General features: G+C 63.5%; 14 protein-coding genes. 3 read left to right on the top strand and 11 right to left on the bottom strand.

Annotated features, from left to right (window positions below):
- Window positions 1–94: 94 nt before the first annotated feature.
- The 3 genes from cydX to BLS13_RS01580 are packed head-to-tail and all read right to left on the bottom strand — an operon-like array spanning window position 95 to window position 2,949.
- Window positions 95–205, bottom strand: coding sequence for a cytochrome bd-I oxidase subunit CydX (gene cydX / locus BLS13_RS01590; protein WP_093449253.1), 111 nt, complete (start codon window positions 203–205; stop codon window positions 95–97).
- 13 nt (window positions 206–218) lie between these two features.
- On the bottom strand, window positions 219–1,367 hold the full coding sequence (gene cydB, locus BLS13_RS01585) for a cytochrome d ubiquinol oxidase subunit II (protein WP_093449251.1): 1,149 nt from the start codon (window positions 1,365–1,367) through the stop codon (window positions 219–221).
- Window positions 1,368–1,377: 10 nt separating this feature from the next.
- Entirely contained in the window at window positions 1,378–2,949 is a 1,572-nt protein-coding gene (locus BLS13_RS01580) for a cytochrome ubiquinol oxidase subunit I (RefSeq protein WP_093449249.1), read from the bottom strand.
- Between the two features lie 107 nt (window positions 2,950–3,056).
- Between BLS13_RS01580 and BLS13_RS01575 the strand changes: the two genes are divergently transcribed.
- Together BLS13_RS01575 and BLS13_RS01570 are read left to right on the top strand one after the other, a co-directional pair.
- Window positions 3,057–4,694 (top strand): ABC transporter ATP-binding protein/permease, encoded by a 1,638-nt coding sequence (locus BLS13_RS01575; RefSeq protein ID WP_093449248.1) that lies wholly within the window; start codon window positions 3,057–3,059, stop codon window positions 4,692–4,694.
- Window positions 4,691–6,280: an ATP-binding cassette domain-containing protein gene (locus tag BLS13_RS01570; protein ID WP_093449246.1), complete on the top strand. Its 1,590-nt coding sequence runs from the start codon at window positions 4,691–4,693 to the stop codon at window positions 6,278–6,280. Before BLS13_RS01575 ends, BLS13_RS01570 begins: the two co-directional genes overlap by 4 nt.
- Here the strand turns inward: BLS13_RS01570 and BLS13_RS01565 are convergent.
- From BLS13_RS01565 to BLS13_RS01530, 7 genes are all read right to left on the bottom strand, one after another.
- Entirely contained in the window at window positions 6,270–7,049 is a 780-nt protein-coding gene (locus tag BLS13_RS01565) for an acid phosphatase (protein WP_093449244.1), read from the bottom strand. The two genes, BLS13_RS01570 and BLS13_RS01565, sit on opposite strands and share 11 nt — an antisense overlap.
- A gap of 58 nt (window positions 7,050–7,107) precedes the next feature.
- Window positions 7,108–7,899 (bottom strand): formate dehydrogenase accessory sulfurtransferase FdhD, encoded by a 792-nt coding sequence (gene fdhD, locus BLS13_RS01560; protein WP_093449243.1) that lies wholly within the window; start codon window positions 7,897–7,899, stop codon window positions 7,108–7,110.
- A 251-nt stretch (window positions 7,900–8,150) separates the two neighbouring features.
- Window positions 8,151–8,936 carry a CpsD/CapB family tyrosine-protein kinase gene (locus tag BLS13_RS01555; RefSeq protein WP_093449241.1) on the bottom strand — a complete coding sequence of 262 codons (786 nt, stop codon included), beginning with the start codon at window positions 8,934–8,936 and terminating at the stop codon, window positions 8,151–8,153.
- On the bottom strand, window positions 8,933–10,384 hold the full coding sequence (locus BLS13_RS01550; protein WP_093449240.1) for a GumC family protein: 1,452 nt from the start codon (window positions 10,382–10,384) through the stop codon (window positions 8,933–8,935). The genes BLS13_RS01555 and BLS13_RS01550 overlap by 4 nt, the downstream gene beginning before the upstream one ends.
- Window positions 10,381–11,568: a hypothetical protein gene (locus tag BLS13_RS01545; RefSeq protein ID WP_143011841.1), complete on the bottom strand. Its 1,188-nt coding sequence runs from the start codon at window positions 11,566–11,568 to the stop codon at window positions 10,381–10,383. The genes BLS13_RS01550 and BLS13_RS01545 overlap by 4 nt, the downstream gene beginning before the upstream one ends.
- Entirely contained in the window at window positions 11,565–12,140 is a 576-nt protein-coding gene (locus tag BLS13_RS01540; RefSeq protein ID WP_371128179.1) for a polysaccharide biosynthesis/export family protein, read from the bottom strand. The genes BLS13_RS01545 and BLS13_RS01540 overlap by 4 nt, the downstream gene beginning before the upstream one ends.
- A gap of 783 nt (window positions 12,141–12,923) precedes the next feature.
- Window positions 12,924–13,202, bottom strand: coding sequence for an integration host factor subunit beta (locus BLS13_RS01530; RefSeq protein WP_093449518.1), 279 nt, complete (start codon window positions 13,200–13,202; stop codon window positions 12,924–12,926).
- 248 nt (window positions 13,203–13,450) lie between these two features.
- Between BLS13_RS01530 and BLS13_RS01525 the strand changes: the two genes are divergently transcribed.
- Entirely contained in the window at window positions 13,451–13,825 is a 375-nt protein-coding gene (locus BLS13_RS01525) for a c-type cytochrome (protein ID WP_256325653.1), read from the top strand.
- A 55-nt stretch (window positions 13,826–13,880) separates the two neighbouring features.
- Here BLS13_RS01525 and BLS13_RS01520 read toward each other — a convergent pair whose 3' ends face one another.
- Window positions 13,881–14,492, bottom strand: a complete 612-nt coding sequence (locus BLS13_RS01520; RefSeq protein ID WP_093449515.1) for a glutathione S-transferase family protein — start codon at window positions 14,490–14,492, stop codon at window positions 13,881–13,883.
- Window positions 14,493–14,592 lie beyond the last annotated feature (100 nt).

Genomic DNA, 14,592 nt, shown 5'->3' with positions numbered 1-14,592 from the left:
TTGTTTCTCGGCAGAACCGATGCACCGGACCAGTAACGTTATCCGTATCCCCTCGATGGCAACTGGCCCGGCCGCATCACCTTTCTGCTTGCGATCAGATCGCGCTATCCTCGTCTGCGCCCGACCGAATCTCGTGCCACAGGCCGTTCAATATACCGAAGGCGACGGCCAGACCGACGCCCAGCACCCAACTGAAATACCACATCGATTCGCCTCGCTCAGTAAAAGTCGGGATTGATTCGGATCTCTTCCGCCGTCAGCCGTCCAAACAGGACGCGGTACACCCAGGCAGTGTAGAGCAATACGAGCGGCAGCATCACCGCCGTCACGATCAGCATGACGAACAAGGTCGCATGACTCGACGACGCATTCCAGACCGTCAGGCTGGAACGCGGATCGATCGAACTCGGCAGGATGAAGGGGAACATCGACAGGCCGACGGTCGCGATGATCCCGAACGTCGCCAGTGACGAACCGGCAAAAGCCATCAGATCGCGACGAAACCGCAGGCCCGCAGCAGCCAGCACGACACCGATGAAGCCGAGAAGCGGAACCACCCACAGCCATGGCCGCATGTGGAAATTATCGAGCCAGGCCCCGGCCATCACCGACGAACTGCTCAACCGCGGATTGGACGGCCCGCCGGCTATCGCCGCCGGATCGATCCGCATTCCGAAAGGCCCCCACGCTATCAGCACATAGCCCGCCGCAAACAACAATATTGCCGCTGCCGCCGCCGCTACCCCGAACCGCCGCGCGCGAACCTGCACCACACCAGGCTCGAGCTTCATGGCCAGCCAGCAGGCCCCGTGCAGCACCACCATCGCCACCGACAGCAGGCCGCATAACAAGGCAAACGGACTGAACAACGCGATCAGACTGCCCTCGTAGAAACTCCGCAGGTCGTCATCGAACCGGAACGGCAGGCCGATCAGCACATTGCCGACCGCGACGCCGAACACCAAAGCGGGCACGAAACCGGCCACGAACAACGCCCAGTCCCACCGGCTGCGCCAAGCCGGATCGGGTCGCTTCGATCGATATTTGAACGCCACCGGCCGCAGGATCAGCGCGGCAAGTACCAGGAACATCGCCGGGTAGAGGCCGGAAAAGCTCACGGCATAAACGAATGGCCAGGCGGCGAAGATCGCCCCGCCGCCGAGGATGAACCACACCTGATTGCCTTCCCAGGTCGCGCCGACGCTATTGATCACCAGCCGCCGCTCGACGTCGCTGCGTGCGATGAACGGCAACATCGCGGTCACGCCGAGATCGAATCCGTCGGTCAGCGCGAAGCCGATCAGCAGCACCCCGATCAGCACCCACCAGATCAGCCGCAGCGTTTCATAATCGATCGGAATCGCCATCGTCCCGCTCCTATTCCGCCGGCAACGGCGCATAGCCGCCCGCAGTCACATCGCCGTCTTCGGCTCCCTTCGGCTGTTCCGGGCCATGGCCGATCGCACTCAGCATCAGCCGCACCTCGATCACCGCAAGGACGCCGTAGAGCAGGGTGAAGCCGATGATCGTCGTCCAGAGCTGCGCGACCGTCAGGCTCGATGCGCCGAGGAAGGTCGGCAACTCGCCTGCGACCACCCAGGGCTGACGGCCGATTTCCGACAATATCCAGCCGAATTCGATCGCGATCCACGGCAGCGGGATGATCAGCACCGCCGTCCACAGGAACCAGCGCACATCGAATCGCCGGATGGTCGAGAAATAGAAGGCCAGCAGGAAGAAACCGATCAGGAAGAAGCCCAGTCCCGCCATCACCCGGAACACCCAGAACATCACCGGCACGTTCGGCACCGTGCTCCATGCCGCCTGCTCGATCTGACCCGCGTTCGCCGCGCGCGGATCGGCGACGAAGCGCTTGAGCAGCAACGCATGGCCGAGGTCGTGCTTATGCAGTTCGAACTGCGCGCGCGCTGGAAGATCGGCAGGTGCCCGCTTGAGCGTCTGGACCGCATCATAAGCGATGATGCCCGATTGAATGCGGGTCTCCGCTTTGGCGACCAGTTCATAAATGCCGGTCACCTGCCCCGTCAAACTGCGGGTCGCGATCAGGCCAAGCACATAGGGTATCTTGACTTCGTAGCGTGTATCGCGCCCCGACAGGCTGGGGATACCGAAGATCGAAATCCCCGCCGGCGCCGGCTCGGTGTGCCACATCGCTTCGAGCGCGGCCAATTTCATCCGCTGGTTGTCGGTCAGCGTATAGCCCGATTCATCGCCGAGCACGACCACGGACAGCGATGAGAGCAATCCGAACGCCGCCGCCACCGTCATCGATCGCTTCGCGAGCGCGACCCATTTCCCCTTCAGCAGAAACCAGGCCGATACGCCGAGCACGAACACCGATCCGGTGACATAGCCGGCGCTCACCGTGTGCACGAACTTTGCCTGCGCGACCGGATTGAACAGCACCTCGTAGAAGCTGGTCACCTCCATCCGCATCGTCGCCGGATTGAAGGCCGCGCCGGCCGGATTCTGCATCCAGCCATTCGCCACCAATATCCACAAGGCCGACAGGTTCGATCCCAGCGCCACCAGGAAGGTGGTCAGCAGATGCGCCCGCGGCGACAACTTATCCCATCCGAAAAACATCAGCCCGACGAAAGTCGCCTCCAGGAAGAAGGCCATCAGCCCTTCGATCGCGAGCGGCGCGCCGAAAATGTCGCCGACATAATGCGAATAATAGGACCAGTTCATCCCGAATTCGAATTCCATGGTGAGGCCGGTGGCCACGCCGAGGACGAAATTGATGCCGAACAATTTGGCCCAGAAACGGGTGGTGATCTTCCAGATCTCCCGTCCCGTCATCACATAGATGCTCTCCATGATGACAAGCAGGAAGGACAATCCCAGCGTCAGCGGCACGAACAGGAAATGGTAGAGCGCGGTGAGCGCGAATTGCAGGCGAGACAGCTCGACGACGGCAATATCCATTGCGAACCCCCAAGGGTCGGGCGCCACCGTCAAGGTTGCGGGGCGTCGCTTTGTAGCCTAGCGCCTAGGCTCTTATCGGGGGCTGTTCAACGAGGAATCCGCGCCAGATGCGATCCCCGCGGCTGCAGATCAATCGCCCCGCCGGATATTGGATCGCCGATGCGCTCGGCGCAATCCTGTTCGCCGGCGGACTGGCTGGCGCAGTCGCCGGGCTCGTCGACAGACAGGGTATCGCGGTCGGTGCGGGGGTGTTCGCCATCGTACTGGCCGCCAGCATCAGGGCCTTTTTCCAGCACCAGGCCGCCTGGTCGGGGTTCGATTGCGCCCGTCTCCACAAGCGGAATCTGCGCAGCCGGCTTTATCCAATTCTGTTGATCGCACGCGTGAGCCGCCGCTCGATCGGCGAAGATCTGGCAATGGCCGTCGATCATGTCGAGGCGACGGAAGGATTTCATGCGCGCTACCTGCCGTTGCGGACGGCCGCGATGTGCATGCCACTGCTGATCGCCGCCGCCGTCGCCATGGCGAGCCCGATCTGCGCCGCGATCCTGCTCGCGACGCTGGTGCCGTTCGGGTTGGGCATGGCGCTGGCGGGCGGCGCGGCGGGCAACGCCGCCGACCGCCAGTTGATCGCGCTCGCGCGCCTGTCCGGGCTGTTCGTCGATCGGATCCGCGCGCTGCCGGTGATCATCGGCTTTGCGGCGGAAGGCCGGATCATCGCGCAGATGGAACGCGCGACCTACGAGGTCGCCGATCGCACGCTGGCGGTGCTACGGATCGCCTTTCTGTCCACCGCCGTCATCGAATTCTTCGCGGCCCTCTCGGTCGCGCTGATCGCGGTTTATTGTGGCTTCAACCTGCTTGGCCTGCTGCCCTTTCCCGTGCCCGAGCATCTGACCCTGGGGCGGGCGCTGTTCGCGCTCGCGCTGGCGCCGGAATATTATCTGCCGATGCGCCGGCTGGCGGCAGCCTATCATGACAAGCAGGTGGGCGAGGCGGCACAGGCGCGGATTTCAAGCATGGCGCTTGCGGCGAGGCCCCACCCCAACCCCTCCCTTAAAGGAGAGGGGCTTAGTGTTGAGCTGCCCTCGCAATTTGCAAGCCCCTCTCCTTTAAGGGAGGGGTTGGGGTGGGGGCTATCCGCGGGCGATACCCTCACGATCAACAACGCCATCATCACCTATCCCGACGGTACCTGCATCGGCCCGATCTCGCTCAACGCCCCCAAAAACAGCCTCACCGCCCTCACCGGCCCGAGCGGATCGGGCAAGTCGAGCCTGCTGCACGCAATCATCAGCCTTGTCCCGCTGAGCGCCGGCGCAATCGAGGGCCTTCGCCATCCGATCGGCTGGGCCGGGCAGGCCACCGCGCTCATTCCGGGATCGATCGCCGACAATATCGCGATCGCCCGGAACGGTGCCGACGCGGCGGCGATCGACGCCGCAGCACGATCCGCAGGGCTCGGGCCGATGATCGACAGCCGCCCCGACGGGCTGGCGACGATCGTCGATCATCGAGGATCGGGCTTGTCGGGCGGCGAGCGGCGACGGATCGGCTTGGCGCGGGCAATCCTGCGCGATGCGCCGGTCTGGCTGCTCGACGAGCCCACCGCTGATCTTGACGAGGCGAGCGCACAGGCGGTGATCGCTTTGCTCGTCAGCGCGGCGCAGCGACGCACCGTGATCGTTGCCACCCATCATCCCGGGCTGATCGCGGCCGCGATGCAGCGGATCGACATGCCATGAGCGATCCCGATCCTATCGGCCCGCTGGCTGGGATCGAGCGTCGGGCGATGGCTGGTGCCATTGCCGCCGCGATGCTCGTCGCCGGAAGCTCGATCCTGTTGCTCGCCATGTCGGGCTGGTTCCTGACCAGCGCCGCCGTCGCCGCAGCCGGTGGCATCGCCGCAATCCAGGCGCTCAACTATCTGCTGCCCAGCGCTGCCATCCGTTTTCTGGCGATCACGCGCACCGCCGGCCGCTATGGCGAACGGCTATGGAGCCACCAGGCCGCGCTGCACGCCACCGCACGGCTGCGCGCGCGGCTCATCGCCCGGATCGCGCAGGCGCCGGTCACCGATGCCCTCGCCCTGATTCCCGGCGATACGACCGCGCGGCTGATCGACGCGATCGACGCGATTGAAGACCGGGTGGTGCGCCGCCCCGCCCGCCCCGCGGCCATCGCCGCCGCGCTGTGCGGGCTGGCGCTCGCGGCCCTCGCCGGCCCATGGCCGCCGCTGGTGCTGGCGATCGCGATCGGCACGGTGGCATGGGGCACGCCTGTGCTTGCCCGCCGCTGGCTGGAGCGACCGGCGGAGGATGCCCAACAGGTGATCGGCCTGCTGAAACGCGATTTGGTCAGCCACGCGGAGGCCGCCGCCGACATCCTCGTTTATGACCTGCAGCGTCGTATTACGGCGATCGGCACCACACAGGCCGACCTGTACGATCAGGCCCGCCGCCGCATCGCGATCGGCGAGGCGCGGCTGAACGGCCTCCTGCTCATTATCGGCGGGATCGCGACGGGCGGCGGGATCCTGCTCGCCGACGCGACGCCACAGATCATCGCACTGGCGGCGCTCGGCGCAGCCGGTACGATCGAGGCGCTCGCCGCCATGGTGCGCGGATATGCCCGCGAGGGCATGATCGCTGCGGGCCTCGACCGGATCGCGGCGCTGGCCGCCCTGCCCGCCGACGCCGGCCGCTGCCTGGACCTTGTCGGACATCACCTGCGGATGACGATCGACGGCGTGGCGCATGAGATGGCGCAGCGCGACCGGATCGCACTGGTCGGCCGATCAGGGGCGGGCAAGACCCGCCTGATCGAAACGTTGACCGGACTGCGGCCGGCACCGTCCGGCTTTGCGGTCGACGGCATCGACCTGCGGACATGCGGGCCGCGCGACCTGTCCCGGGTCTTTGGGCTCGCGCCGCAGGATGCGCGGCTGCTGGCCGGGACGATCGCAGACAACCTCCGGCTCGCGCGGCCCGGCATCACCGAGGCGGACATGATCGAGGCGCTGACGATCGCCTGCTTCGATCGCGAACTGACCGCGCTGCCCGGCGGGCTCGATTGCTGGATCGGCGACGATGGCAGCCGGCTGTCCGGCGGGCAGCGCAAACGGATCGCCATCGCCCGCGCGCTGCTCGCCGGCCGGCCGTGGCTGCTGCTCGACGAGCCCAGCGAAGGCCTCGATGCCGCGACCGAAGCCGAACTGATCGTGCGGCTGAAAGCAGAAATCGATCGGCGCGGCTGCGGCCTGATCCTGATCAGCCACCGGCCTGCCATGCTCGCGCTGGCCGAACGGCGCATCGCGATCGTCAGCGCATGATCGGCTGCTCGGTCAAGATCTCCTCGGCCGAGCAGGCCGATGGCGAGGGCGGCGCGCTTTGCTTGCGCAACGCCGATAGTTCGGCACGGGCCGCAATGACGGAATCGGCATAAGCCTGCTCGGTGCGCACCACATCGAGGGTCGCCGTCGCCGAAAGCCGCCCCGCTTCGACTGCGCTGGCATTATGGGCGCCGCAGACGACCCGGCTTTCGCCATAAGCGCGTGCGCGCGTCAGGATCGGCGAGGCGCGGTCATGAGCGATCTCGGCGAGGATCAGCCCCCACGTCCAGCCGCGGGTAGCATGGCCCGATGGATAGTCGAAGCTGCCCGCCAGATCGGCGACCGGCTCGCACACCTCGCCCTGATCGATCAGGAACGGGCGCTGCCGTCGGTAGAAATCCTTGACGACATTGGTTTCACGCGCCGTATCGCGCGAGGCCTTTTCGAGCAACGCCGCCGTCTTCGGCGCATTTTGCGGCGTAAGGTTGATGCCGACGGCACAACTGAAATCGCGCAGCAGCGACGCCGTATCGCTGGCAATATCGTTGACGGCCAGGGTCCACCGATCGCTGCCCTTGAGCTTGCGGGTCAGCTTGAAGATCTCGCGATCAGCCTGTCCACGCGGCTCTTCCTTGATCGGCGCCGGCGGCAACACGTCCATCACGTGAAAATAGCCGTCATCGAGAAAGCTGCCGCCCGGCGCCGCCGCGACGGCCATCGGTATAGCAAAGATCGCGACCATGCCGGCCGCGCGCGATTTCCACCCCATTTTTATGTTCCAGCCCAAACAGTTGCCCTTGGCAGATTGCGTCGCACCGCCGCTGCGGTCAATCACCGCAATCGAGCAGGCTGTCGGAACGCGCAAGAACGATCAGGCGCAACCCCGCGTCCCGCGCCCGCTCGATCGCCAGATTTGTCGGCGCCGAAATTGTCACGAGCATCGGGCACCCCGCCAGCGCCGCCTTTTCGACCAGCTCGTAGGAACAGCGCGCCGACAGCAGGGCAAAGCCGCCACCCCACGCCAGCCCGCCCCGTGCCATCGCTCCGATCAATTTGTCGAACGCATTGTGCCGGCCGACATCCTCGCGCGCAAGGCGGATCGTGCCGTCGGCGCCGACCAAAGCCGCCGCATGGACGGCCCCGGTCGCGCGGCTCAACGGCTGGTGCGCGCGCAAGCCGTCGAGCGCCCGGAAGATCGCGGCATGATCGGCAAGGCTATGCTCCGTCACCACCGGCAACGGACGGAGCGCCTGTTCGAGATTTTCGATGCCACACAGCCCGCACGACGATTCCGAAACGCGGTGCCGCACGCGATCGAACACCCGTGGCAGGCAATGCGCGGCAACGGTGATACGCAGGATCATGCCGCCGTCGATGGCGTGGCTATCGATCGCGACCAGATCGCCAACGGCTTCGACGATCCGCTCGCTCAACGCGAAGCCCGCCGCGAAATCCTCGATATCGGCCGGGCTCGCCATCATCACGGCATAACCGATGCCGTTGATCTCGATCGCAATGGGGCATTCGACGGCGACGTCGCGAACGATGGGCTGGCGCGCGCCCTGCGACGAAACCTCGGCAAACCCAACGCTGCGTGTCGGCTTAGGATCCAGACCCATGATTTATGAGGCCGTGACAGTGTTTTTCCGGGATGCCAGGCAAGAAGGAGCGCGAAGGGCGCGCTGTTTAGCCCGATCGAGCGGTCCGACGCAGCCTGGCGCCCGGAAAAGCGCTGCCCGAAGGGTGAGGCGGAGAAGGGCATTGGCACGGTCGATCGATTGCCAGCTACTGAAAAGTAGCTGGCTGCACGCTCTCCCTTCCAATGCCCTTCTCCGCCTCATCACGACCTCATAAATCATGGGTCTGGATCCTAATCGTTGTAATATTCCGAATATTGCTTCTGCTGGCGATAACTATAGCCATAATCGTCCGAGATCAGGCTAGCGTCGTAGCGATTGAGCACCGTGCCGATGCACGGCGCCGGCGACAGCAGGCGAAAACTGTCGCGGATCTGCTTGCGCGTTGTGACCCCGTCTTCGACGATCATCAGATAGGCATCGATCTTCTGCGAGATGATCACCGCATCGTCATTGGCAAAGACAGGCGGCAGATCGCACAGGCACATCGTGTTTTCAGGCAAGGCGCGCATCGCGGCGATCAGCGAATCCATCCGGGTCGACGCCACCAACTCGTCCGAAGCTGCTCCGTTGGAATAACTCGGGAAGATCGTCAGATGTTCGTCGGCAATCGTTCGGGCGACCTCGCGCAGATCGTTGACCGTGCCATCGAGGAAATGCGACACGCCGATTTCGCCGGGCAGGTTGAAATTGCGGGCAATCGACGACCGCCGCAAATCGAAATCGAACAGATAGGTATGCAGATCGGGCGTCCGCGCGAGCGCCGCGGCGAGATTCGATGCGATGAACGATTTGCCGACACGTGGCGTGGGAGAGGTTACGCCGATCAGCCGCCAGTTCTTTGCGCGCGCGATGCGAAGCACCTGCGCACGCAGCAGCGTAAACGGCCGCGATCGGATATCCTTGCTGTCGAATCCGTAAATGCCGTTCTTGCGAAGCGCATCGAAACCGGTCTGGTGGCCGGCGGCGCCAGGCACCGGGAAAGCCGGCTGGCTTCCGGGGGCAGAATCGAAGCTCATGCCTGTGCTGCCTTGCGAATCTTGCGCCGCCAAAAACGCTGTCGCTTGCGCTTCGGCGCCTTTTCCTTAAGCGTGGGTATGACGACGAGCGGCCCCACGCCAAGCAGATTCTGCAGCGCCGCCGCGCCCCGGATCGGCCGCATGAAGAATTCGATCAGCAAGGCCAGGCCGATGCCGAGCAGATCCCCGAGGACGAACCCGCCGATCATCAACATCGGCCGATTGGGCGAAATCGGCTTGTCGGGCGTGGTCGGCGGATCGACGAGCACCAGCCGATCGCCTTTCTGCTGGCTCTCCATCTTCTGCGCGGCTTCGGCCGCGAGCAGGCTCCCCGAGATGCGATCATAATTGCGCCGCAGCCCATCCGATTTGGATTGCAACTGCCGGATCTGCTCTTCGATTAACGGCGCCCCGGATTGAGCGGAGATGGCCGCGGACGCGCGTGACGTCTCGCTTGCGCGCGATGCATTGAGCGCGGCGATCGCGCGATTATTGGCCGCGATTTGCGCCGCGATCGCCGGATTGTTGCCGACATTGGTACTGCCGGATCTGGCCGATGCGCGCGCCTCGGTCAATTTCTGCTGAGCGGCGATCACGTCGGGATGATTGTCCGAATAGATTGCCTTGGCGGCGGCAAGCTGGGCCTCGGCGGCCGAGATCTTGTCATTGCCGATCGAGGTCGCACTCGTCATTTTCGCCGACAATTCGGTATTGTCGCGCTGGAGAGCCGCGATCTGGACATCATAGCTCCCGGTCGAAGGAATGAAGCCCCCCATGCGCGACAAGGCCAGCCCATTGCGGCTCTTGATTTCCTCGATCTGGTTTTCGACCTCGGTGATCTGCGATTGGATTCCGGCGGCCTGATCGTGCAGGAAACTCGCCGTGGCATCAGCCTGCGCCGCAAGCTGGGTCGAATCCAGCCGCAGCAGCTTCTCGGTAAACTGCTGCGCGACGAGCTGCGCCTTGGCGGGGTCGCGATAGGTGAAAGAGATTGAAAAAGCCACGGTGCTGGATGTGCCGCGCGCCCGGTTCGACTTGTCGATATCGGCACTCACCGGCGTGATCGCGGTCGCATCGCGCATCTTGTCGATGATCGCCGACAGCGGCTGGCGGCGCCGTTCCGACGCATAGAGGCCGTTATTCTGGATCAGATCGATAAGATCCGGCCGGCTTAGGACCTGTTGCTTGATCTTCGCAATTCGCTGATCGATCAGATTGTTGAGCGGCGATGCCGCGATATCATCGGGCAGGTCCTTGGATTCGACCAGCACGGTGGCGGAGGACTGATATTGGGTCGGCAGTGAATAAGCCAGCCCCACCCCCGCAGCCGAGCAAGCAATGGCCGGTATCACGACGTACCATCGCCGCTGGATCAGGATTGACGGAATGTAGCCCAGCAAGCCTTCATAAAGCTCGCCGTCGGCGGCGCTAAGGCCGGCCTCACTCATGACGGCCCCGGCAATATCAGCGTCGCGTTGACCTCCCCGCCGACATCGGCCTTCACCTTGGTGCCCGAGCCGAACACGTCGCGATAACGGCCATCGACGCCGACCTTGAAGCGCCGCGTCACCTTCTTGGTTAGCCCGGCCTGCACGGACACATAATCGCGGTTTCCGATCGCCTTGCTCTGCGATTTGCTCTGCGTGACGCTGGCATTCGCATCGGCGCTCAAGGTCGGGGTCAGATCCTGGTCGAAATGCAGCCCGACCTGATTGCGCTGGCTGGAGCCGCCAAGCCCGGAGCCGCTGACGGTGCGCGATCCGGAGAGGCAGAAATGGTTGGTCCGCCCGGCGTGGCACAGACTGACGTTACCGGCAAAACCGACCGTGCGGCTGTCGTTGCCCGGACCTGGCAACACAATGTCGCTGATCGACACGCCCGCCGCTAAGTCGAGGTTCCAGGTCGGGCTCAACTGGGTGGAGAAAGTGACAGTAGGCTGCGCGACCAGCGTGTTGAAACCGGCAATGTCGTAGACGATCCGGTAGACAGAACTGCTGACGCCGATCTTGGTCTTGGCGCTGATGGCATGCGACAAGGCCACCCGCCCGCCATAATTATCGGACGCCGATCCCAGCCCCCGGCCCGGAAACCGCGTCAACGTGATGCCGCCATCGACCGAAACCGTGTCTTTTGGACCGACGACATAGTTGAAGCCGGCCTGCGCGCTATAGACGTTCGATCTCTGGCGCTGACCGATCAGGTTGACGTCGGTCTGGTCGGTCGGCGGTGCGCTGGGCGATTGCGCCACGACATCGTCGCTCTGCCCGATCACGCTGCTGTCATAGCGTAGCGCGACAAACGCATCGAATTTGGGATTGAAGCGCTTCCGAAGATCCAGCGTTCCGCCATATTGATCGGTATGGCCATAATGCTGCTGATATTGCGAGCGCTCATAGTCGCCGGTCAGCACGGCCTGCCCCGTCGGCGTCACATAGCTCAGCGCTGGCTTGACATCGACCTTCGCCGATCCCGTCGCCAGATCATTGCCCTGCGATAGAAACGGATTGGTGTCATAGCCAAGACGCACCGTCGTATCGATCGACGGAATGATCTTTGCAGCCGTAGGCTGCGCGGCACTCGTCAGAACCAGCGCGACCCCCATCGCAGTGGCATGTCCCCCCAATATCTTCATGGTACGACCACCACATCCCCGCTCTGGAGTTCAATCAATCCGGTCTTCAGGTCAGCCTGAGAGGGCGAACCCTTCATTGCACTGTCCAGCTTCACGTCGATAACGACGAGTTCGCCACCTTTTTTACGATAGATCTTGGTCTTGGCCAGATCCGCGAATTCTGTCGGGCCGCCGGCAACGCTGATCGCCTCCAGCACATTGACATAATGGCCGGGCGTAAAACTGCCGGGGGATTTCACCCTTCCAGCCACCGAATAGGTCAGGCCTGTGGGGTTGCGAACCGAGACCGTCACGCGCGGCACACTGTTGCGATACTGATCCGCCAATCCCTTGACGATCACGCCTTCAAGGTCGGTCGGCAACTTGTCGAGCGCTTCGATCCGCCCCACCAACGGGAAGGAGAAGCTGCCGTCGGGCAGCACTTTGAGCGTCCGCTGGAGACGTTCGTCGCCCCACACATAGACTTCGATCTCGTCGCCGGGATTGATCCGATAGGGCTTGAGCGGCGCGGTTACGGGCGCCGGCGGTGGCGCCGGCGGGCCGACAATGGCAACCGCAACGTCCAGGGGCATGAGCAAGACCAGAACGGCCGCACCGGCAACGCCAATTCTACGCATTACTTCGCCCCACCACCTCACGCATCCGACACCGGCGGCTCTTGCAACAGCCACCGCCTCCCGGAAAAAGCTCACTTCGCTTTCGACATCGCTTGCCCTATTTGCCGGTCGCGCGAAACAAAAAAACGTGCCCATCCGCGGCATATGCGCGACGAAGGCCCCCGGTGATGCAGCGATTCGAGCAAATGTCGCGATATCGGCCCCCTTTCGAACGGCTCCTTCGTTCCGCATGACAGAGCCGAACAGTAAACAACCAGCGATTAGCCAACATTTACAGAATCCAAGGTCTCCTGACGCGAGACTAGCAAGGATTGGTGCGGGCGGGGGGAATCGAACCCCCACAGGTCTTTCGACCTTACGGATTTTCGTACCAGCTACGGCTTTCGCCGCCGATGCCGCCGATGTGGCGCCGTCGTTCGTGGTCTGGACTATCCCTTCGCCTTGTCATGACGGTTCGGGTTCCCCCTGCCGACCTGATTTAGGCGCTGCCCGTCTAGTCTCTACACCTTCCATGCCGCAGCATGGCTTGGCTCGGGATTACCAGGAAAAGGCTTCCCCGAATTTGAGCAGTTCTGCATCGGCGGTTTCCCGCACGAGCACCCGATTTCGTGTTCAAGTCCGTTGCGTCTACCAGTTTCGCCACGCCCGCAGCGTTGCAGGCCGTCCCTTAACGGCCCCACATCAACCCGCCAAGCGCGAATCGGCCGTCGATCGATAAGATGCGAAAAGCCTGATATTTCAGACGTTCAGCCGCACCCGCATTTCCTTCCCCGGCTTAAAATAGGGAACGCGTTTTGCAGATACATCCACCGCATCACCCGTTCTCGGGTTGCGCCCGAGCCGCGCATCACGAGCCCGTGTAGAAAAAGCACCGAAACCGCGAAGTTCAACGCGGCCACCGCTTGCCAGTCTTTCGGTGATGGCTTCGAAAAATTTCGTGACGATCTTCTCCACTTCTTTGGGAGAAAGATCAGGATTGTCACGCGCGAGCAATTGTACCAATTCAGATCTGATCATGCTGCGTTTCTCCTCGACATCGTGCAAATCCGCAAATGCGGATTCACGCACGACTGACCAACCCCCTGCGGAAAAAACCTGCCCGATTTTCTGCTTATTGCTACCATCTATGCGAGGAACACCGGCATGAATCAATCATGTCGCGGAATTTAGGCGCAAATAGACTCAATCGGTTCAGAATGCCGACATGGTTGTGATGACAGAAGCGCACCATTAGGATCGACGCCATCCACCGGGTCGGAAGGGAAATGATGCTTACACGATCGATAGCAGCTCTGATATCTGCCGGCGCCTTGCTCACCGCCAGCGCGGCGACGGCGGCACCGCTCGCCAAGCCCGCGGCGTTCGGCATCTGTAGCGTGTGCCACAAGGTCGAAAAGGGCGCCCCCAACGGCGTGGGACCCAATCTGTTCGCGATCGGCGGCACCAAGGCCGGAGCGGTGCCGGGCTTTGCCTTCTCGCCCGCCATGATGAAATCGGGGCTGACCTGGAACCGCGCCAATCTGGTGAGCTTCATCATGGAGCCGCAAAAGACGGTGCCGGGCACGCGGATGCCGTTCGCCGGCCTCAAGGACCAGAAGGCGGCCGAGGGGGTCGCGGATTATCTGCTGTCCCTGAAGTAAGGAACGGTGCCGCGCCGGAGGCAAATCCGGCGCGGCCGCCGCTGCTATGGCGCGCTCAAGCCGCGCGCTGAACGCCCTCGACATCGTCCAGCGCCATGGCCCGGATCGCCGCCGGCCGCGCGCGGCATCGCGCGGCATAGGCATCGAGCAGATCGCTCGCCGGAAAGGCCGGCCGGCCCCAGCCGAGCGCGCTGCCCACCAAAATGTCGGCACCCGAGAAATGCTCGCCCATCAGCCAGGGAGCCTCCGCCAGCCGGCTCTCAAGTCGGTGCACGACGGCATCATAGCCGCGCTGCTTCATCGGCGCGGCTTCGAGTTCCTGACCCATGCTCGCGAACATCGCGGGCTCCAGCGCCGCCGCATACCAGGCGAGCCAGGTTAGGTAATCGCCGCGCCGTGGATCCCCCACCACGCGGCCCAGCCCGGCTAACGGAAATGCATCGGTGAGATACAGGACGATCGCCACCGATTCAGCGACCAGCGTATCGCCATCGAGTATCGCCGGCACCTGCTTGTCAGGATGCGGATTGATCGGATCGGGCGAACCTGTCCCCATCATCGGGCGGAAGATCGAAACGGGCTGGATCGCATAGGGTGCGCCCAGTTCCTCGAGCAGCCAGATCATCCGCGACGACCGCGATTGGGGGGCGTGAAACAGGGTAATCATGGCTTGCGCTCCTTGAAAGGCGTCGACATCAGCCCGGGCGATCCGGGCCTGGCGATGCTTGTATCCACCTCCTGCTGACAGCATGATGGCAGCAGGAGGT

The organism is Sphingomonas sp. YR710, assembly GCF_900101455.1.
Classification (GTDB): Bacteria; Pseudomonadota; Alphaproteobacteria; order Sphingomonadales; family Sphingomonadaceae; genus Rhizorhabdus.
This window is presented reverse-complemented; position numbering and strand designations above follow the sequence as displayed.

What these genes read in the sequence shown, in the direction of transcription:
- BLS13_RS01530 (WP_093449518.1), bottom strand. Translation starts at nt 13,202, where the DNA reads ATGATCAGATCTGAATTGGTACAATTGCTCGCGCGTGACAATCCTGAT.
- BLS13_RS01525 (WP_256325653.1), top strand. Translation starts at nt 13,451, where the DNA reads ATGATGCTTACACGATCGATAGCAGCTCTGATATCTGCCGGCGCCTTG.
- BLS13_RS01575 (WP_093449248.1), top strand. Translation starts at nt 3,057, where the DNA reads ATGCGATCCCCGCGGCTGCAGATCAATCGCCCCGCCGGATATTGGATC.
- BLS13_RS01550 (WP_093449240.1), bottom strand. Translation starts at nt 10,384, where the DNA reads ATGAGTGAGGCCGGCCTTAGCGCCGCCGACGGCGAGCTTTATGAAGGC.
- cydB (WP_093449251.1), bottom strand. Translation starts at nt 1,367, where the DNA reads ATGGCGATTCCGATCGATTATGAAACGCTGCGGCTGATCTGGTGGGTG.
- BLS13_RS01545 (WP_143011841.1), bottom strand. Translation starts at nt 11,568, where the DNA reads ATGAAGATATTGGGGGGACATGCCACTGCGATGGGGGTCGCGCTGGTT.
- fdhD (WP_093449243.1), bottom strand. Translation starts at nt 7,899, where the DNA reads ATGGGTCTGGATCCTAAGCCGACACGCAGCGTTGGGTTTGCCGAGGTT.
- BLS13_RS01565 (WP_093449244.1), bottom strand. Translation starts at nt 7,049, where the DNA reads ATGGGGTGGAAATCGCGCGCGGCCGGCATGGTCGCGATCTTTGCTATA.
- BLS13_RS01520 (WP_093449515.1), bottom strand. Translation starts at nt 14,492, where the DNA reads ATGATTACCCTGTTTCACGCCCCCCAATCGCGGTCGTCGCGGATGATC.
- BLS13_RS01555 (WP_093449241.1), bottom strand. Translation starts at nt 8,936, where the DNA reads ATGAGCTTCGATTCTGCCCCCGGAAGCCAGCCGGCTTTCCCGGTGCCT.
- cydX (WP_093449253.1), bottom strand. Translation starts at nt 205, where the DNA reads ATGTGGTATTTCAGTTGGGTGCTGGGCGTCGGTCTGGCCGTCGCCTTC.
- BLS13_RS01580 (WP_093449249.1), bottom strand. Translation starts at nt 2,949, where the DNA reads ATGGATATTGCCGTCGTCGAGCTGTCTCGCCTGCAATTCGCGCTCACC.
- BLS13_RS01540 (WP_371128179.1), bottom strand. Translation starts at nt 12,140, where the DNA reads ATGCCCCTGGACGTTGCGGTTGCCATTGTCGGCCCGCCGGCGCCACCG.
- BLS13_RS01570 (WP_093449246.1), top strand. Translation starts at nt 4,691, where the DNA reads ATGAGCGATCCCGATCCTATCGGCCCGCTGGCTGGGATCGAGCGTCGG.